At 66.7% G+C, this 17,207-nt stretch carries 19 protein-coding genes; 7 read left to right on the forward strand and 12 right to left on the reverse strand.

Going from position 1 to position 17,207, the window contains the following annotated elements:
* Positions 1-54: 54 nt before the first annotated feature.
* Both AC1DX5_RS11335 and AC1DX5_RS11340 read left to right on the forward strand, forming a co-directional pair.
* Positions 55-930, forward strand: coding sequence for an aldose 1-epimerase family protein (locus tag AC1DX5_RS11335; RefSeq protein ID WP_465171332.1), 876 nt, complete (start codon positions 55-57; stop codon positions 928-930).
* An 18-nt stretch (positions 931-948) separates the two neighbouring features.
* Complete coding sequence (locus tag AC1DX5_RS11340) at positions 949-2,520, forward strand: peptide chain release factor 3 (protein WP_478015468.1); 1,572 nt, start codon at positions 949-951, stop codon at positions 2,518-2,520.
* A gap of 127 nt (positions 2,521-2,647) precedes the next feature.
* Here the strand turns inward: AC1DX5_RS11340 and AC1DX5_RS11345 are convergent, their stop codons facing one another.
* Together AC1DX5_RS11345 and AC1DX5_RS11350 are read right to left on the reverse strand one after the other, a co-directional pair.
* Positions 2,648-3,892 carry a spinster family MFS transporter gene (locus AC1DX5_RS11345; RefSeq protein WP_478015470.1) on the reverse strand — a complete coding sequence of 415 codons (1,245 nt, stop codon included), beginning with the start codon at positions 3,890-3,892 and terminating at the stop codon, positions 2,648-2,650.
* 200 nt (positions 3,893-4,092) lie between these two features.
* Entirely contained in the window at positions 4,093-6,456 is a 2,364-nt protein-coding gene (locus tag AC1DX5_RS11350) for a TonB-dependent receptor (RefSeq protein ID WP_478015472.1), read from the reverse strand.
* 124 nt (positions 6,457-6,580) lie between these two features.
* Here AC1DX5_RS11350 and AC1DX5_RS11355 point away from each other — a divergent pair, with 124 nt between their 5' ends.
* Positions 6,581-7,273, forward strand: a complete 693-nt coding sequence (locus AC1DX5_RS11355; RefSeq protein ID WP_478015474.1) for a TetR/AcrR family transcriptional regulator — start codon at positions 6,581-6,583, stop codon at positions 7,271-7,273.
* Between the two features lie 69 nt (positions 7,274-7,342).
* Here AC1DX5_RS11355 and AC1DX5_RS11360 read toward each other — a convergent pair whose 3' ends face one another.
* The 4 genes from AC1DX5_RS11360 to AC1DX5_RS11375 all read right to left on the reverse strand — a co-directional run bounded on the left by AC1DX5_RS11360 (position 7,343) and on the right by AC1DX5_RS11375 (position 11,655).
* Positions 7,343-8,566, reverse strand: a complete 1,224-nt coding sequence (locus tag AC1DX5_RS11360; protein WP_478015476.1) for a nucleotidyltransferase family protein — start codon at positions 8,564-8,566, stop codon at positions 7,343-7,345.
* Between the two features lie 5 nt (positions 8,567-8,571).
* Complete coding sequence (locus tag AC1DX5_RS11365) at positions 8,572-8,868, reverse strand: PqqD family protein (RefSeq protein ID WP_465171338.1); 297 nt, start codon at positions 8,866-8,868, stop codon at positions 8,572-8,574.
* Positions 8,869-8,941: 73 nt separating this feature from the next.
* A complete protein-coding gene (locus AC1DX5_RS11370) occupies positions 8,942-9,823 on the reverse strand; it encodes a hypothetical protein (RefSeq protein ID WP_478015478.1) in 882 nt (293 codons plus the stop codon).
* Positions 9,820-11,655 carry an asparagine synthase-related protein gene (locus AC1DX5_RS11375; RefSeq protein ID WP_465171340.1) on the reverse strand — a complete coding sequence of 612 codons (1,836 nt, stop codon included), beginning with the start codon at positions 11,653-11,655 and terminating at the stop codon, positions 9,820-9,822. The genes AC1DX5_RS11370 and AC1DX5_RS11375 overlap by 4 nt, the downstream gene beginning before the upstream one ends.
* Positions 11,656-11,867: 212 nt before the next feature.
* Here AC1DX5_RS11375 and AC1DX5_RS11380 point away from each other — a divergent pair, with 212 nt between their 5' ends.
* The 3 genes from AC1DX5_RS11380 (at position 11,868) to AC1DX5_RS11390 (ending at position 12,699) form a co-directional block, all read left to right on the forward strand.
* Complete coding sequence (locus tag AC1DX5_RS11380) at positions 11,868-12,023, forward strand: hypothetical protein (RefSeq protein WP_465171341.1); 156 nt, start codon at positions 11,868-11,870, stop codon at positions 12,021-12,023.
* Positions 12,024-12,284: 261 nt separating this feature from the next.
* Positions 12,285-12,443: a hypothetical protein gene (locus AC1DX5_RS11385; RefSeq protein ID WP_465175333.1), complete on the forward strand. Its 159-nt coding sequence runs from the start codon at positions 12,285-12,287 to the stop codon at positions 12,441-12,443.
* Positions 12,444-12,510: 67 nt separating this feature from the next.
* Positions 12,511-12,699: a hypothetical protein gene (locus AC1DX5_RS11390; protein WP_465171343.1), complete on the forward strand. Its 189-nt coding sequence runs from the start codon at positions 12,511-12,513 to the stop codon at positions 12,697-12,699.
* 117 nt (positions 12,700-12,816) lie between these two features.
* Here the strand turns inward: AC1DX5_RS11390 and AC1DX5_RS11395 are convergent, their stop codons facing one another.
* The 5 genes from AC1DX5_RS11395 to rpmF form a co-directional block, all read right to left on the reverse strand.
* Positions 12,817-13,179, reverse strand: a complete 363-nt coding sequence (locus AC1DX5_RS11395) for a MerR family transcriptional regulator (protein WP_465171344.1) — start codon at positions 13,177-13,179, stop codon at positions 12,817-12,819.
* Between the two features lie 7 nt (positions 13,180-13,186).
* Positions 13,187-13,486 carry an integration host factor subunit alpha gene (locus tag AC1DX5_RS11400; RefSeq protein WP_465171345.1) on the reverse strand — a complete coding sequence of 100 codons (300 nt, stop codon included), beginning with the start codon at positions 13,484-13,486 and terminating at the stop codon, positions 13,187-13,189.
* 101 nt (positions 13,487-13,587) lie between these two features.
* Positions 13,588-14,550: a beta-ketoacyl-ACP synthase III gene (locus AC1DX5_RS11405; RefSeq protein ID WP_478015480.1), complete on the reverse strand. Its 963-nt coding sequence runs from the start codon at positions 14,548-14,550 to the stop codon at positions 13,588-13,590.
* Positions 14,547-15,578 (reverse strand): phosphate acyltransferase PlsX, encoded by a 1,032-nt coding sequence (gene plsX, locus AC1DX5_RS11410; RefSeq protein ID WP_465171347.1) that lies wholly within the window; start codon positions 15,576-15,578, stop codon positions 14,547-14,549. The genes AC1DX5_RS11405 and plsX overlap by 4 nt, the downstream gene beginning before the upstream one ends.
* 29 nt (positions 15,579-15,607) lie before the next feature.
* On the reverse strand, positions 15,608-15,787 hold the full coding sequence (gene rpmF / locus AC1DX5_RS11415) for a 50S ribosomal protein L32 (RefSeq protein ID WP_272623741.1): 180 nt from the start codon (positions 15,785-15,787) through the stop codon (positions 15,608-15,610).
* A gap of 201 nt (positions 15,788-15,988) precedes the next feature.
* On the opposite strand from rpmF, the gene AC1DX5_RS11420 reads away from it, so the two are divergent.
* The gene (locus AC1DX5_RS11420; protein WP_478015482.1) at positions 15,989-16,429 is read left to right on the forward strand and encodes an MAPEG family protein; all 441 of its coding nucleotides are present in this window, start codon (positions 15,989-15,991) and stop codon (positions 16,427-16,429) included.
* A gap of 46 nt (positions 16,430-16,475) precedes the next feature.
* Here AC1DX5_RS11420 and AC1DX5_RS11425 read toward each other — a convergent pair whose 3' ends face one another.
* A complete protein-coding gene (locus AC1DX5_RS11425) occupies positions 16,476-17,135 on the reverse strand; it encodes an MBL fold metallo-hydrolase (RefSeq protein ID WP_478015483.1) in 660 nt (219 codons plus the stop codon).
* Positions 17,136-17,207: the final 72 nt, after the last annotated feature.

Raw genomic sequence — 17,207 nt, forward strand, 5'->3', positions numbered from 1 at the left:
AAACAGGCCTCATAGTCAGGCTTCTCGACTTCGCTCGAAGCGAACGGAGGTTTTGTGACGGATCTGATCGACATCGCCTCGTCGGGCCTCTCCGCCGCGATCAACCCGTTCGGCGCCGAACTCACCCATCTCCGCGACGCCGAAGGCCGGGAGCTGATGACCGATGCCGATCCGGCCTTCTGGACCGGCCACGCCCCGATCCTTTTCCCGATCGTCGGCCGCCTGAACAATGATGTGCTCCGCATCGACGGCACCGACTATCCGATGAAGCAGCACGGCTTCGCCCGCCGCATGCCCTTTACGGTGTTGGAACGGGCGCCAGACCGCGCCGTTTTCCGCCTCACGGACTGCGAAGAAACCCGCGCCGCCTATCCCTTCGCCTTCGCGCTCGACCTGGCCTACGTGATCGCTGGCACGACGCTTCACATCGAGGCCTGCATCGAAAATCGCGGAGGCGCTTCCATGCCGGCGAGCTTCGGCTGGCATCCGGCCTTTGCCTGGCCGCTACCCTATGGCGAGCCGCGCGAGGCGCATCACATCCTGTTCGACAGCGATGAGCCCGATTCGCTCAAGCAGATCGTTCCCGGTGGCCTGATCGGCAACATTCCGCGCCCGTCGCCGCTCGACGGGCGCATCCTCGCGCTGCGCGACAATCTCTTCACCGACGATGCACTGATCTGGGATCCGGTCCAATCGCGCCAGGTCACCTATGGTGCGCCGATCGGCGCACAGCTCGACATCGCCTTTCCCGACACCGCAAAGCTCGGCATCTGGACCAAGCCCGGCGCGTCCTTCCTCTGCATCGAGCCATGGCACGGCATCGCCGACCCCGAAGGCTATACCGGGGAGCTCCGCGACAAGCCCGGCGTCTTCGAGATCGCGCCCGGCGACAGCTGGACATGCGCACTGGGCGTGACGTTGCGCCCCTGACCCGCTAGGGGCGCTGCGATGACTGGAATTTCCGACCGCCGCACCTTCGCGATCATCTCGCATCCCGACGCGGGCAAGACGACGCTCACTGAAAAGCTGCTTTATTTCGGCGGCGCGATCCATCTCGCCGGCGAGGTGAAGGCGCGAGGCCAGAACCGGCGCGCCCGCTCGGACTGGATGAAGATCGAGCAGCAGCGCGGCATCTCGGTCACCTCCTCGGTGATGACCTTCGAGAAAGACGGCCTGACCTTCAACCTGCTCGACACGCCGGGCCATGAGGACTTTTCGGAAGACACCTATCGCACCCTGACCGCGGTCGATTCGGCGGTGATGGTGATCGACGCCGCGCGCGGCATCGAGGCCCAGACCCGGAAACTGTTCGAGGTCTGCCGCCTGCGCTCGGTGCCGATCATCACCTTCGTCAACAAGGTCGATCGCGAGGGCCGCGATCCGTTCGAGCTGCTCGACGAAGTCGCCGACATCCTGCAGCTCGACGTCTGTCCGATGAGCTGGCCCGTCGGCATGGGCAGCGATTTCGAGGGCGTGTACGATCTCTACGCCAATACGCTGAGCCAGCCCGAAGGCCCGTCGCGCGAATTTATGGGCAAGCCGCTGCGTTTCACCGGACTGGACGATCCCGCGCTGGCCAAGGTCCTTTCCGAGGATGGCCTGCAGAAATTGCGCGACGAGGCCGAACTGGCGCAGGGCGGCTATGCGAGCTTCGATGCCGATGCCTATCGCCGCGGCGATCTCACCCCGATCTATTTCGGTTCGGCGCTGAAGGATTTCGGCGTGGCCGAACTGATCGGCGCGCTCGGCCAGCATGCCCCGGGCCCGCGGCCCCAGCCGGCCCAACCCGACGCGATCGCGCCGGACTATGCCGAAGTCACTGGCTTCGTGTTCAAGGTCCAGGCCAATATGGACCCGAACCACCGCGATCGCATCGCCTTCATGCGGCTCTGCTCGGGCATTTTCAAACGCGGCATGAAGCTGACGCCGACGGGGCACGGCAAGCCGATCGCGATTCATTCGCCGATCCTGTTCTTCGCGCAGAATCGCGAGCTCGCCGACGAGGCGTTCCCGGGCGACATCATCGGCATCCCCAACCATGGCACGTTGCGGGTCGGCGACACGCTCAGCGAAAAGGCGACGATCCGCTTCACCGGCCTGCCCAACTTCGCGCCCGAAATCCTGCGCCGCGTGGCGCTCAAGGATCCGACCAAGACCAAGCAGCTGCGGAAAGCGCTCGACGACATGGCGGAAGAAGGCGTGACTCAGGTCTTCTATCCGGAGATCGGGTCGAACTGGATCATCGGTGTGGTCGGCCAGCTTCAGCTTGAAGTGCTGCTGTCGCGCCTCGACGCCGAGTACAAGGTCGATGCCGGGCTGGAGATGGCGCCGTTCGACACCGCCCGATGGGTCTCGGCCGAGAATCCCGCCGACCTCAAGGCGTTCATGGATCTCAACCGCTCCTCCATGGCCAAGGACCGCGACGGCAACCCGGTCTATATGGCGAAGACGGCCTGGGACGTGGGGTACGTGGCGGACCGCTACCCCAAGGTAAAATTCGCCGCGACGCGCGAGCGGTAGGCCTCAAGCAGAACGTCACCCCGGCCTTGTGCCGGGGTCCATCGTGCATCAGGCGCCGCGTGTCGTCATAAGGGGCAATGCTCGCCGAGACACGGATGCCGGAACAAGTCCGGCATGACGAACTGGGTCAGTCGACCCAATCCTTGCGCAGCGGCTTCGCCGCCAGCCACATCAGCAGCGCCGCCACCAGATACAGCACCAGCCCGATCAGCATCGAATAACGCAGCGCCTCGTCCCCGAACCGCCTGGTCAGCCCGTCGGACAAAGCCCCCAGCGCAAAGCTCCCAGCTCCCAGCCCGATCAGATTGTTGATGAACAGGAAGCTCGCCGATGCCGTCGCCCGCATGTGCGGCGGCACGAGATGCTGGACGGCGGTGATCACCGGCGCCAGCCAGACATAGGCCAGCGCCTGCGGCACCAGGAAGAACAGGAACGCCGCCGTCACCGACGACGACAGGATGCCCGCGGCGAACAGCGGCACCGCGATGACGAAGGCGATCGCTGGCGCCCGCGCATAGGCCGCCCGATCCTTCGTGCCGAACCTGTCGCCGATCATCCCGCCGAGCAGCACGCCCGGCACGCCGCCGAGCAGCAGGATCGCGCCGTAGAAATAGGACACGTCCTGCAGCTCGAGATGGAAACTCCGCTTGAGCAAGGAGGGCAGCCAGAAGGCGAGACCGTAGCCGAGCATCGAGCTGGCCGAGGCGCCGAAGGCGAGCAGCCAGAAGCTCGGCTTGCGCGCCAGGATCGCGAACACCCGCCGCACCGGCTCGGTGGTGGCAAGGGTGCGGTCGCGCACCGGCTCGCGCACCAGCAAACGGAACAGCGGCGCGATCGCCACGCCCGCCAGCCCGACGACGACGAATGCCGCCCGCCAGTCGACCGTCGTCGCGATATAGCCGCCGAGCAGCACGCCCGCCGCCGATCCCAGCGGAATGCCCAAGGAATAAACTGCCAGCGCCCGCGCCCGGCTCTCCGGCGGAAAGGTATCGGCGATTACGGCGTAGGAAGGCGCGACACCCCCGGCCTCGCCCACGCCGACACCGAGCCGCGCGCCGAACAATTGCGCGAAATTCCCCGCCCAGCCGCAGAGCGCGGTAAAGCCGCTCCACACGCCCAGGCTGATCGTGATCGTCCAGGTCCGGCTCGTCCGGTCGGCGATCCAGGCGAGCGGGATGGCGAGGGTCGAATAGAGCAGGGCAAAGGCCAACCCGCCGAGCACGCCGAGCTGCGTATCGGTCAGGCTCAGCTCCGCCTTGATCGCCGGCACCAGGATGCTGAAGATCTGCCGGTCGACGAAGTTGAAGGTGTAGACCAGCAGCAGCATCGTCAGGGCGAGCGCGCGATATCCGCGGGAGTCGGTCTTGGTCATATGCGCCCTTCGCAAATCCAGTCCTCGTCACCCCGGACTTGTTCCGGGGTCCACTGGGCCGCGGGACCATCTGCCGATGCTCCTGCGGATGGGTGGATGCCGGAACAAGTCCGGCATGACGGATATTCCCTCGCCGTCTCGTCAAACAGGAAACCGGGCGCTCCTGGTCGGCGCGCCCGGTCTCACCTTTTCCATTTCGTTCAGAACTTCACGGCCAGCGTCCCGAAGATCTGCCGCGGATTGCCGTAAAAGGCGGTGGCGATGCCTTCCTTGCCCAGCGTCGGCACATAGGGCCCGTTCGGCACCGGCACGTTCGTCGCGCTGATCGGGTTACCCGCAATGTCGGTGCGGATATATTGATAGCCCGCCGTCTTGTAGTGCTTGTTGGTCAGGTTCTTGCCGTGGATGCCGATCGAATAGCGCCCGCCCTCGCCAAAGCTGTAGGTCAGATGCGCGTCCCACAAGGTATAGGCCGGCTGGTCGAGGAACGGGCTCGCCGTCTCGAACTGATGTGTCAGGCTGCGATAGGAAACGACGGTCGACGCATTGACCGTGCCCGAACCGACCGGGACACTGGTGCCGAGCGTGCCCGACAGGGTCCAGTCGGGCGTGTTCTGGAACACGCGGACAGCGGCGACGTCAGTGCCGGTCGGGCCGATGAACGTCTTGTACTTGGCGTCCATATAACCGAGCGTGCCGGCGAAATAGATCGACGATCCCGGCCCGGCAAAGTCGCGCGCCAGCGTGGCGTTGGTCTCGAGCTCGACGCCCTTGATCGTCGCCTTCGCCGCGTTGGTGGTGATGCCGCAGAAGGACTGGACGCCGCCGATTACGCAGCCGACCGATCCCGGCACCTGCACGTCGCTGTAATCGGAATAGAAGCCGTCCAGCGCCCAGGTCAGCCGGCGGTCGAATGCCGCGCCCTTCCAGCCGATCTCATAGGTCTTCACCACCTCGGGGTCGAAGGAGAGGTAATCGTAGATGTCCTGATAGGTCCGACCAACCGCCGGGTTGGCGATCGGCGACGAGGTGCCCGATCCACGCGGGTCGAAGCCGCCGCCCTTGAAGCCCTCCGAATAGGACGCATAGAGCATATGGCCCTCGACCGGCTTGAAGCTGAGCGAGGCGCGGGGGGTAAAGCGCTTGAACGTCGCCTTGCCGCGGAAATCCGTGGAGGGGGCGCCGACGATGGTCGGGTTGCCGCCAAATTCGGCGCTCTGGCCAAAATAGCTCGCCTTGAACACATAGGACTGGCGTTCGTCCCAGGTATAGCGGCCGCCCAGCGACAGGCTGATCTGCGGCGTGAAATCATAAGTGAAATCGCCATAGATCGAGCTGGTCTCGGTGCGGACATCGCCCTTGGTATTGGCGTTGAAGTTCGCGAGCGTCGTCGACAGCAGCACGTCGAAGGTCGTGCTCGCCTTGGCGCCGAGATAATAATAGCCGATCAGGCCGTTCAGCTTGTCGCTCTTGTAATGGAGCTGGAATTCCTGGCTGGTCTGCTCGTTGCGATAGACCGCGGGCACATCCACATCGACCGCGGGCAGCGCGTCGAAATCGATCGGCGTCAGCGACTTGTCCTTGCGCCAGGCGCTGATGCTGCGCAGCGTCAGATGGTCGGTCAGGTCGGCCGTCACCGCCATCGACAGGCCGCCGGCCTCGATGTCGTTCCTTGGATTGTTGAGCCCGGCGCGCGTGTCATAGACGTTGGATTGCACCGGCGCGCCCGACAACAGGCCCGGGATCAGGCGATACCCGTTGCGCGCGTTCGACTTGTCATGCGTGTAATCGCCGGTGATCCGGACGAACAGGCGCGAATCCGGCGAGTTGAACTCGACGGTGCCGCGGCCGGCCCAGATATCCTTGTTGTAATTGTCGATGTTCAGGTTGGTGTTCTGGCCGAAGCCACCGCGCGACAGCCGCGCGCCCGACACGCCGACCTTCAGCATGTCGCCGATCGGGGTGGAAACGCTGACGATGCCGTCGGCCTGGTCATAGGAGCCATAGGTGGCCTTCAGGCTTGCCTCGAAATGGTCGGGCAGCTTCTTGGTGACGTATTTCACCGCGCCGCCGATCGTGTTGCGGCCGTACAGCGTGCCCTGCGGTCCGCGCAGGATCTCGATCCGGTCGACGTCATAGATGTCGAGCACCGCGGCCTGCGGGCGGTTGAGATAGACATCGTCGAGATAGATGCCGATGCCCGCCTCGAAGCCGGGGACCGGGTCCTGCTGGCCCACGCCGCGGATGAAGGCGGCGAGCGTGGAGTTGGTGCCGCGCGCATCCTTCAGCGTGGTGTTGGGGGTGATGTTCTGCAGGTCGGTGAGATCGAGCGCGCCGGTGCGCTCCAGCTTTGCCGCCGAAAAGGCGGTCACCGCGACCGGCACGTCGAGCAGGGTCTCTTCGCGGCGGCGGGCCGTGACGACGATGTCGGCATCGTCGGCGGGCGCCTCTGCTGCCGGCGCCCGGTCCGCCGGCGCGTCCTGCGCCATGGCGGGYGCGGCGGCCAGCGCGGCAATCGCGGCGCCGGCGTTGAGCAGCGTGCGCATGGAATAATGGCGTGTCATGAAGATATCCCCTCCTGCGGCGCCGCTTGCATGCGCCCGGTCTGTTACCGGGTTGTGCGCCAGTCGAAGGCGCTATACTGAAACATGAACCAGGTTTCAACTTGGGAATGGGAGGGAGCCGCAAATGGCGGGTGAGCGTGGCCAACCGGCAACGGTCGGGACTGGCGTCGAGGCCAGGGATCAGACAGGTCTTTCAAGGAGCGATACCGCGCTGGCGGCCAGCGAGGGCAAGGCCCCGCGCACCGAGCGTGGGCGCAAGACGCTGCGTTCGATCCTCGACGCCGCCGCGATCGAGTTCGGCGAGAAGGGATTCCACGAGGCGTCGATCAGCGGCATCACGCGCCGCGCCGGCGTCGCGCTGGGCAGTTTCTACACCTATTTCGATTCGAAGGACGCGGTGTTCCGCGCGCTGGTGCGCGACATGTCGGATCAGGTGCGCGATTTCGTCGCCCCGGCGATTCGCGCCGCGCCCGACCAGATCGCCGCCGAGCGCGCGGGCCTGCGCGAGTTCATCGCCTTTGTGCGCGGCCACAAGGAAATCTACCGGATCATCGACGAATCCGAATTCGTCGATCCGGAAAGCTTCCACCTCCATTATGCGGTCACCGCCGATCGCATCGCCGCCCGGCTCAAGGCGGGGGCGGCGCGCGGTGAAATCCGCGCCGACGTGTCGGAAGTCCATGCCTGGGCGATCATGGGCATGAACGTGTTCCTCGGCCTGCGCTACGGCGTGTGGGAAGACGATGCCTCGCCCGACCAGGTCGCCGACTCGATCGCCGAGATGCTCGCCAGGGGGATAGGAGTCGCCCGGGGGTAGACTGCCTGTTGCCCGCCAACCCTGAATCCATCGGCGGCGCGTGACCGGCCGGAACGCTCCGGCGCTGGATTAACGCTGCCGGTCGAAACGATCGCGCAAACGGTTGATCCGGTCGATCGAGTGGCGCAGGTCACCGTTGCCGCTCGCCCAGGACACCAGCACGGCAAGCTTGCTGCGCCAGATCGTTCGGAAGCGGACGGCGTAGCAACGCAGGTCGGCCCACAGGCCCTGGTCTGGCCTGCCGTAACGAGCCCGTACCTCGAGCCTCGGCGGGACGAGTCCGCGCAGCAGGGCCGCACTCCGGACTTGCCATCCGGCACCGCTCGCCAGCGCCTGGCCGAGCCGCGCCCCGGCAATGGGCATGATCGCCGGAAAGCTGCCGAGCGAGGCGGGCGTCTCGGGCAGCAGTGCCGCGAGTGCCGGATCGGGAACGCTGTCCCAGTGACGGGCCATGGGCGCTCCGAGCATTTGCTCGACGAGGTGAAGCGTCGCCGTGACCGTCTCATACAGTCCCCAGCCCGCGGCACGCTCCCGGATGATACGCCAGTCAAGCGGCAGGGCGGGGCAGTCCGCCAGTTCGGCGATGTCCCACAGGCTCGTCAGCGGTACCTCGAAAACATGGTGCTGCAGATGCAGGCAGAGGTGCAGGAACAGATCTTCCGGCGCCATCACCCGCGCGCCGTCGGGAAGCGCGGAATGGGGCAGACTGCGCGACCAGATCCCGTCCATGTCGATCGCGGAGTCCAGCCGCCCACCGGCGAGCCGCCAGTGGAGCTCGAACGGAAGCCCCGATCCGCCCGGCGGCGCATAGATCAGATGGTGCTGCCAGTCGGTCGCGCGCATCGCGTCGTCGGGCACCGCGCCAGCGGTGAAACCGCGCGCGATGAGCCAGGCGTGACAGGCCATCGCATCCTCGTCTTTGACGAGGAAGTCGACATCGCCCATCTGGCGGTGCCCGGGATTGGCATAGAGCCGGTCGGCTAGGTCGATGCCCTTGAGCAACAGCATCGGGCGCCCGGTCGCCGCGATGGCCTCGCCGATCAGCGCGCGCGCCTGCATGGTCCGCGCCGCCACTCCCATGCCATGCGCGCGCAACCGCGCGGCGACCGGAGCCGGGGGGCGCAGAGACGCCCGGCGCAGCCGCCGCGCAAGCAGCGACAGGCCGACATCCCGCTCGGCCTGTGCAAGCAAGCCAGGCCATTCCTCCTGTGTCAGCGCGGCCAGGCGGCTGTCGCCCGCGGCATCCCAGCGCAGGCAGCCGAGCAGCGCCGCTGCCTCGTCATGGCGTGTCATGACGCTCAGGCCTCGATGCGGATCAGCGCCTCGTCGGCCAGCTCCTGGATAAAGGCGCTGACGTCCTTGGCGATCCGGTCCGCATCGGCGCGATATCGCGGGGCCAGCGCAGCGCAAAGGTCGCCGACCGTGATTGGCTCGGCGATCCGCTCCCAGATGTCCCGACCGATCTCGTCGAGCCCGACATAGCGTCCGGTCGCGATGTTGAGGATGACGATGTCGTCGTCCACGGGCGTGGCGGGCAGCGCTGAATCGCGCACGACGATCGTCCCCGGCCCGATCGGCCGCGATTGGCTGGACATAGTGACAAGACCCCCGGTTATTCTTCCATATGGTTCTGTGTGTCCGGGGGAATCCGCCCCGTCATCACAGCATTCATGACATGATTGCGTCGAGCACCGCGCTCATCGTCCAGTTCGTCCGAGGCCGCCTGACGCGCAACATCTCGACGCTCCGCAGGGCCTGGCCGACAAGCATCGCGCGCGCCGCGACCGTCTCGGCCAGATAGGGGCCGTAGACGCTCTCCATCAGAAGCGGCAGCTTACCGCGTCCGGTCACCCGCGCGACCTCTATGCCGGGCGAGTGCGCGCATTCGAGATGGACGATCCGGCGGAGCCTGCGCGGCGGCCTGACCGGTTCGACAAGCGCCGGCACCGGCATCTTCATCCGGTGCCACGGATTGCGGGGGAGACCTCGCGTGTCCAGGTCGAGCGCTTTCGACGATTCCTCGAAAAGATGGACGTGGCGCGCGCCGGCGGGAACGTCGATCGAATCCTTCCCGTCGAGCCGAAGTGCGCTGACATCGTCGGTCTGCAACGGCCAGCCAAGCTGGGTCAGCGCCGCGGCGGTCGTCGATTTGCCCGCGCCCGAATCGCCGCACAGCAACACCACTCCATCCGGCGACACCACGCCCGAGGCATGGAGCACGAACATCTCGCGCTGACGCAGCAACGCCGCAATCATCGGGTTCAGCAGGATGTGCCGGAAGAGCGATTCCTCGCACTGCGGTCCGCGCTGGAAAAGGAGGGTGGTGCCGCCTTCGGCGAGGAATCGTCCGGCCGCGCCGGCCCGCATCAGATAGCGGGTCTGCGACGTCTCGTGCGCCGGGTCGCGGAACCTCGCGTCGATCAGCGTCTCCGGTACGGGGCCCTCGTGCACGATGACATCAGGCACCGCTCCGGGGGCGGCGCGCGGAAATTCGTCGCACGCGAAGGGCAGCGACAGCACCAGTCCATGCGCAAGGTGGAGGTGGCTCATGCGTCGCGACCGCCTCGATAGTCAGTGCCGAAGCCGTTGACGAACAGTCCGGCCATCAACCCGCGCAGGAGCAATGTTCCGCCAAGGTCGAGCGCCCTGCGGCTGTCCTCGGTCTGCATCAGTCGCCAGACCTCGCGCATCTTTGGCAGATCGACATAGCCGGCGCCGGGGCCATGCTCGATCTCGGCCAGTGCGTCTTCGACATCGCCGGCGACCTGTCGCAGCCGTGGGACCAGATCGCCCGATTGGCGGCCGATCGAGCGGTTGAGGCGGACTTCGTCGGGAAGCCGGCCCTTCATCGCCTCGCGTACCAGCCAGCGACCCATGCCGGTCTCGGGATCGACATAGGCCGAATCGGGGATCGACAGGCAGAATTCGAGCAGTCTCGGGTCGGCGGTTGGATCAGTGATCGCGATGCCCGCGGCCGCGCCAAGCTCGGCCTGCATCGCTCCGGCCTTGAGCGCGCCGGGCCGGATCAGTCTGAGGCGTTGCGCAAGCGCGGGCAGATAGGGGCCTTCGGAAGGATCGTCGCCGCGCTGCTCATCGAGCCGGATCCGGTCCGCGAAGTCGCTTCGGATCGCCGAGGTGGGATGGCCGGGGCGGGCGCGGAGCCGACGATAGGCGCGCTCGGCGGGCCAGGGCAGCGCGCGCCGCAGCCGCAGCTTCGCCATCTCCACGGCCCGTCCGCGGTCCATCTGGCGCCACAGCGGCATGGATGTCGGGTCACCGTCCCACGACATGCCGCCATTGCCCATCTGGCCGAGCAGCAGCACGCCGTTGCCGTCCCGCGCGGCGGTGCGGAACAGTTCGAGCATCCAGAAAAATCCGGGGGCCGCGTGTTCCGGTTCGCGCGTGATCGCCAGTGCCTCGCGCAGCGCGCCGACCGGAGAGACGTCGGCCGCGTCGATCCGCGTGAGGTCGATCGTCCCGCCAGAGCGCGCGGTGGCCGACGCCAGGGCACCTTCGTCGCCGATACTTTGCCCGACATAGGGGCGTGGATCATGGGCCGGTGTCGAAACATAGGCCGATAGCCGGCGCCCGTCGCTGGCCAGCATCGGCGCGGCGGTCACCGCTACGGAGCCGGAATCCAACCCGCCGCTCAGCGTTGCTGCGACCGCACCATGCGGCGGCAGGCGGTCCCGCACCGCCTGATCGAGCAGTTCGCGCATCCGCGCGGCATAATCTTCGCGCCGCGGCAGGCGCGTTTCCGGAGTGTCCTCCAACCGCCAATAGCAATGGCTGTCGATCCGGTCCGGCGTCACGGACAGGTGATGCGCGGGAGGTAGTCGGGCGATCGACCGATCCGCGGTCCGTTCGCCATGATAAGCGAACCAGGAGACGAGCACCTGCGCCAGATACAACTCGTCGATCACGGAGGGAGCGAGGTCGAGCGCGAGCAGGTCGGCGCGCGACGATGCGAAGGCGAAGATGTGCGGCGCGGCGTGATAATAGAGCGCGGTACTGCCGAACCGGTCGCGTGCGAGCAGCAGGCGGCGCTCGCGCGGGTCCCACATGGCGGCGCTCCAGTCGCCCTGGATCCGCACGCTCGCAGCGGCACCCCAACGCGCGAAAGCGGCGTGCAAAAGTGTCGCATCACATGGCTGGCCCGGACCGACGCCGAGCGCGTGCGCCAGTTCCTGCCGGTTGTGTACCGTACCGTCGCTAACGATGGCGCGCGGCGTGGCCGGATCGGCCACGGCCGTACCCCAGAGTGTCACCGCCGCGTCGGCCCAGGCGGGGGCGCCGCGCCGTCCGCGGCCGATCGCCTCAAGGCGAGGGCGCTGGGAAAGCCCGGTTTCTTTGCGCAGGAAGTAGCCGAAGAGCGCTGACATCGCGGCGGCGCTAGCCGATCGACTCGGCGCTTGCGAGGGCAAAGGGGCTTCAATATCCGCGGCGCGGTATTTTTGGGTAACTGTCTTGGCCAGGTGCCCGGGGCACATGCTTGATGCCGGAAAACAAACATGATTTAGGCTCGTGCCGAGGGGCTGGCTGCCTTCACGTGATGGCAGGCACGCGCATCGTTCTGCAGGAAAGGGGAAGGCCAATGCCAACGGTTCCGATCAACGACGAGATTGCCCGGGACGCCCAGCGCGCGTGGCACCGCCCGACCCTGGTCTCCCACGCGATCGAAGAGACGACGCTGGGCAAGCTCGGCTCGGACTTCGACGGAGTCGCCCAGCCCGCCCTGTTCGACGGCTGACAGGCGTCGGGACGGCTTTGGCCGGTCCGTCTTGTGCGAACGCGGCGGATATCAGGACGGAGCGGCGGTTCGCGCGGCCAGCTTCGGCTGAGCGGCTTCGATATCCGCGGCACGGCATTTTCGGGTAACTGTCTCGGCCAAGTGCCTGGGAGAGGTGCTTGATGCCCGAAAACAAACATGGTTTAGGCTCGTGCCAAGGGGCTGGCTGCCGTCGCGTCGTGGCAGGCACCCGCATCGTTCTGCAGGAAAAGGGGACGGCCAATGCCGACGGTTCAGATCAACGACCAGATTGCCCAGGACACCCAGCGCGAGTGGCACCGCCCGACCCTGGTCTCCCATGCGATCGAAGAGACGACGCTGGGCAAGATCGGCTCGCAGTTCGACGGACCCGCCATGCCCGCCGTGTTCGACGGCGAATAGGCGCGGGGCGGCTTTTGGCGGCCCGTCCCATGCGAGCGCGGTGTAGGGTAGCGCCGGGCGCAACGGCATGATGACGCGCGGCTCGATTCAACGCCACGAATCGTCATGGCAGCGTGGCACGGTCGGGATTCAGGCCGGAACCGCGATCCGCTTTTTCTCATCGTCAGCTTTGTTGGATGGTTTTCCGCCCGATTCACGCGCGGAAACCGCTCTTGTTCCGCTGTTCCGCGTCCGTTTTTCCGCTGTTACGCGATAACCGGGAAAGTGCGCTCAACCCGTTGAAAAGCAGCGCCGAATCCGGGTGCGGAATCCAACATAACAGCGGAAAAAAGCGGACGGAAATGCCGGGTCGTGTTGGATCGAACGACCCTGCTCAGGCGCGGCTCGAATCGTCCGCCAGCGCGTCGGCAAGCGAGTCGCGCACCGAGCGGATCGCGTCGATATCCGCGCCGCCGGTCGCCCGGGGCGATGCCGGCGCGCGCTTGCGCTCGTCGGACAGCAGCTTCTGCACGCCGCGGATCGTATAGCCTTCCTGGTTGAGCAGGCTGTTGATCCGCGCCACCAGCGCGACGTCCTCGGGCCGGTAATAGCGGCGCTTGCCGGCGCGCTGCAGCGGCCGGAGCTGCGGAAAGCGCGTTTCCCAATAGCGCAGGATATGCTGGGGCAGGCCGGTCTCGCTGGAAAGCTCGCCGATCGTCCGGAACGCGCCGGCCGCCTTGTCGGGCATGCCGGCCATGATGGGGTCAGCCCGCGCTGACGATGCGGTCGCGCATCATTTGACTGGCGCGGAAAGTCAGCACGCGGCGGGGCGCGATCGGCACTTCGACGCCGGTCTTGGGGTTGCGGCCGACGCGTTCGCCCTTGTCGCGCAGCACGAAGGTCCCGAAACCGGAGATCTTGACGTTCTCGCCCTTCGACAGCGCCTCGCACATATGACCGAGAATCTGCTCGACCAGCTTGGACGAATCAGCCCGGGACAGCCCCACCTGATGGTGCAGCGCCTCGGCCAGATCAGCTCTTGTCAACGTGCCCGCAGGTGCCATTCGCTACCCTCCCCCGAGTGGTAAGAACTTAACCTAACACAATGAGGGAGCGGACGGAAAGGGCTTTGTTACACTCTGAGAACGGCGTCCGATCCTATAGGCTATAGCCTGACGACGGCGGCGCCCCAGGTGAAGCCGCCGCCCATCGCCTCGAGCACGATCAGCTGGCCCGGCCTGATCCGCCCGTCGCGTACCGCCGTGTCGAGCGCGAGCGGCACCGAGGCTGCCGAGGTGTTGGCATGCTGGTCGACGGTGACGACCACCTGCGCGGGATCTAGCCCGAGCTTGCGCGCGGTCGCGTCGAGGATCCGGGCATTGGCCTGGTGCGGCACGACCCAGTCGACATCGGCTGATTCAAGGCCGGCGGCGGCAAGTGTCTCGGTCATCACCGCGGCCAGATTGACGACGGCGTGGCGGAATACTTCGCGCCCCTTCATCCGCACCTTGCCGACGGTGCCGGTGGTGGAAGGGCCGCCATCGACATAGAGCAGCTCGTTGTGGCGCCCATCGGCATGGAGGCGGGTCGCGAGGATGCCGCGCGCGCCATCGCCCTCTTCTCCCTCGAGCACGATCGCGCCGGCACCATCGCCGAACAGCACGCAGGTGGTGCGATCTTCCCAGTCGAGGATCCGGCTGAACGTCTCGGCGCCGATCACCAGCGCGCGGCGCGCGGCGCCGGCCCGGATCATGCTGTCGGCGACCTGCACCGCGTAGAGGAAGCCGGAACAGACCGCCGCGACGTCGAACGCCACGCAGTCGTTGATGCCCAGCATCGCCTGCACCTTGGTGGCGGTCGCGGGGAAGGTCTGGTCGGGCGTCGCGGTGGCGAGCACGATCAGGTCGATCTCCTGCGCGGTGCGGCCGGCCGCGGCCAGCGCCGCCTTGCACGCGTCGGCGGCCAGCGTGCCGGTCGTCTCGTCGGGGCCGGCGATATGGCGGAAGCGGATGCCGGTGCGCTCGACGATCCACTCGTCGGACGTGTCCACGGTCTCGGCCAGTTCTTCGTTCGACACGCGGCGCGCGGGCAGCGCTGATCCGGTGCCGGTGATGATCGATCGAATCACGCTGCCTTTGCCTCGAAATTCCCCAGGTCTTCGCTGATGCGCCGGGTCAGGTCGTCCCGCACCATCTTGGCGGCCGCGGCGATCGCGGTCGCGACGCCGAGCTCGTTGGCGCCGCCATGGCTCTTCACCACGATTCCGTTCAGGCCGAGAAAGACCGCGCCATTGTGGTTGTTCGGGTCGAGATGGTGCCGCAGCAGCTCGGTCGCCGGCTTCGAGATCAGGAACCCGATCTTGGAGCGGGTCGAGCTGCGAAAGGCGCGCTTGAGCAGGTCGGCGACGAATCGGGCGGTGCCTTCCGCCGTCTTCAGCGCGATATTGCCGGAAAAGCCGTCGCACACGATGACGTCGACATCGCCGCGCGACAGCCGGTCGCCCTCGATAAAGCCAGTGAAGGTCATCGGCAGGTGAGTCGCATCGCGCAGCGCCTGGGCGGCATCGCGAATCTCCTCGGTGCCCTTCTGGTCCTCGCTGCCGATGTTGAGCAGCGCGACCCGGGGTGATTCGAGATCGAGATTGGTGCGCGCATAAGCGGCGCCCATGACGGCGAACTGGACGAGGTTGCGCGCGTCGCATTCCGTGTTGGCGCCGAGATCGAGCACGACCACGTCGTTTTCGCCGAGCGTCGGCAGCATCGCGGCGAGCGCGGGGCGGTCGATCCCGGGCAGCATGCGCAGCGACAGCTTGGCCATCGCCATCAGCGCGCCGGTATTGCCGGAGGATACGGCGGCGCCGGCGCGGCCCTGCTTCACCATGTCGATGGCGACGCCCATCGACGTCGTCTTGGCGCGGCGAATCGCCTGGCTCGGCTTGTCGCTCGATCCGACGACCTCGGGGGCGTGGACGATCTCGCTGTGCGCGGTCAGGTTCGGATGAGTCTTCAGGCCCTCGCGAATCTGCGCCTCGTCCCCGACCAGGATGAAGCGCATGTCCTCGAAGCGCCGGCGCGCGCGCGCGACGCCGGCCAGCATGACGGCCAAACCTTCATCGCCGCCCATCGCATCGACGGCGATCCGGGAGCTGTTCGACACGCGGCTGGCCCCCTGTTGGACTGTCTGGCTCAGCCTTCGACCGAAACGATCTCACGGCCATTATAATGGCCGCACGATCCGCACAGGTTATGCGGACGCTTCAGTTCGCCACAGTTCGGGCACTCCTGGAAGGAGTCGATGCTGAGCGAGTCGTGGCTGCGGCGCATGCCGCGCTTGGACGGCGAAGTCTTTCTCTTGGGGACGGCCATTTCGGCGAAACCTTGTCTTGTCTGGGTCAATAGCGCGGTACGCCCGGAGGGACGCCTACGCAACCGACGCTTCCGTCAGCCGCGGTAGGCACCAGCGGCCGGACGCATCGCGAAGCGTGCGCCTATAGCGATTCGGGCGAGCGTTGCAAGCACGGCGAAGGGCTGGCACGCTCGCGCATCATATTCAGGGGGAGAGAGATAATGAATCCGATCATGCTGCCGATCACGCTCACGACGGCGGGGGCGGCCGCCCTGATCGCCTTGTGGCTCGCGCTCCGCACCGGGGGCGTGCGGCAAAAGGCCCAGGTCAGCATCGGCGACGGCGGCGACGCGGCGCTGATCTGCCGCATGCGCGCCCAGGCGAACTTCACGGAATATGCGCCCTTCATCGTGATCCTGATCGCGCTGATCGAATTCACCGCCGGCAGCTCGACCTGGCTCTGGGTGGCGAGCGTTGCGTTCCTCGTCGCCCGCATCCTCCATCCGCTCGGCATGGACGGCATGAAATATGGCCGCTCGATCGGGACCGGCGTCACCTTCCTGCTGCTGCTCGGCCTCGGCCTCTACACGATCAGCCTGCCGCTGATCGCCAAGCATGCGGCGAAGCCGACCGTGATCGAGACCGTCCCGGCGGCGGGATAAGAAGCCCTTGGCGTTGAGCCCTTCCCTTCAGGGGAGGGGCTGATCGTCAGGCCGCCATCGCCCGGTCGCTGACGAACATGTTGTGCTGCCGCTCATGGCCGAAATTGCTTGCCGGGCCATGGCCCGGGATGAACGCGGTGTCGTTGCCCAGCGGCCAGAGCTTCTCTACGATCGACCGCAACAGGTCCTGATGGTTGCCGAGCGGGAAGTCGGTGCGGCCGACCGATCCCTGGAACAGCACGTCGCCGACCAATGCCAGCTTCGACGGCGCGTGGTGGAAGACGACATGGCCGGGCGTGTGGCCGGGCGTGTGATAGACGTCGAGAACCACGTCGCCGACCGTCACCGTGTCGCCTTCGACCAGCCAGCGGTCCGGCTCGAACACGACGCCGCGAATACCGTAATTCCTGCCGTCCTCGTCGAGCCGCGCGATCCAGCAACGGTCCGCCTCGTGCGGCCCTTCGATCGGCACGCCATATTCCTCGGCCAGCGGCTTGGCCTCGCCGCAATGGTCGATATGGCCGTGAGTCAGGATGATCTTTTCGATCGTCACGCCGTGCTGGGTCGCCGCGGCGCGCAGCCTGGGCAGGTCGCCGCCCGGATCGACAAAGGCGCCGCGCAGCGTGGCGGTACACCAGATGAGCGAGCAGTTCTGCTGGAGCGGCGTGACCGGGACGATCGCCGCGCGAAGAGGGGGAAGAGCCATGGTGTCGAGGTAAGCCCGCCCGCGTCCGCGGGCAAGCGTGGGATATCCGCGTCCGCGGGCAGGCTTTAGTTA

It is taken from the genome of Sphingomonas sp. P2_B6, from assembly GCF_056404755.1.

Bases quoted from the DNA above. Each gene is read 5' to 3' on its own strand.
- AC1DX5_RS11340 (WP_478015468.1), top strand. From the start codon at position 949: ATGACTGGAATTTCCGACCGCCGCACCTTCGCGATCATCTCGCATCCC.
- AC1DX5_RS11345 (WP_478015470.1), bottom strand. From the start codon at position 3,892: ATGACCAAGACCGACTCCCGCGGATATCGCGCGCTCGCCCTGACGATG.
- AC1DX5_RS11355 (WP_478015474.1), top strand. From the start codon at position 6,581: ATGGCGGGTGAGCGTGGCCAACCGGCAACGGTCGGGACTGGCGTCGAG.
- AC1DX5_RS11360 (WP_478015476.1), bottom strand. From the start codon at position 8,566: ATGACACGCCATGACGAGGCAGCGGCGCTGCTCGGCTGCCTGCGCTGG.
- AC1DX5_RS11365 (WP_465171338.1), bottom strand. From the start codon at position 8,868: ATGTCCAGCCAATCGCGGCCGATCGGGCCGGGGACGATCGTCGTGCGC.
- AC1DX5_RS11370 (WP_478015478.1), bottom strand. From the start codon at position 9,823: ATGAGCCACCTCCACCTTGCGCATGGACTGGTGCTGTCGCTGCCCTTC.
- AC1DX5_RS11375 (WP_465171340.1), bottom strand. From the start codon at position 11,655: ATGTCAGCGCTCTTCGGCTACTTCCTGCGCAAAGAAACCGGGCTTTCC.
- AC1DX5_RS11380 (WP_465171341.1), top strand. From the start codon at position 11,868: ATGCCAACGGTTCCGATCAACGACGAGATTGCCCGGGACGCCCAGCGC.
- AC1DX5_RS11385 (WP_465175333.1), top strand. From the start codon at position 12,285: ATGCCGACGGTTCAGATCAACGACCAGATTGCCCAGGACACCCAGCGC.
- AC1DX5_RS11390 (WP_465171343.1), top strand. From the start codon at position 12,511: ATGATGACGCGCGGCTCGATTCAACGCCACGAATCGTCATGGCAGCGT.
- AC1DX5_RS11395 (WP_465171344.1), bottom strand. From the start codon at position 13,179: ATGGCCGGCATGCCCGACAAGGCGGCCGGCGCGTTCCGGACGATCGGC.
- AC1DX5_RS11400 (WP_465171345.1), bottom strand. From the start codon at position 13,486: ATGGCACCTGCGGGCACGTTGACAAGAGCTGATCTGGCCGAGGCGCTG.
- rpmF (WP_272623741.1), bottom strand. From the start codon at position 15,787: ATGGCCGTCCCCAAGAGAAAGACTTCGCCGTCCAAGCGCGGCATGCGC.
- AC1DX5_RS11420 (WP_478015482.1), top strand. From the start codon at position 15,989: ATGAATCCGATCATGCTGCCGATCACGCTCACGACGGCGGGGGCGGCC.
- AC1DX5_RS11425 (WP_478015483.1), bottom strand. From the start codon at position 17,135: ATGGCTCTTCCCCCTCTTCGCGCGGCGATCGTCCCGGTCACGCCGCTC.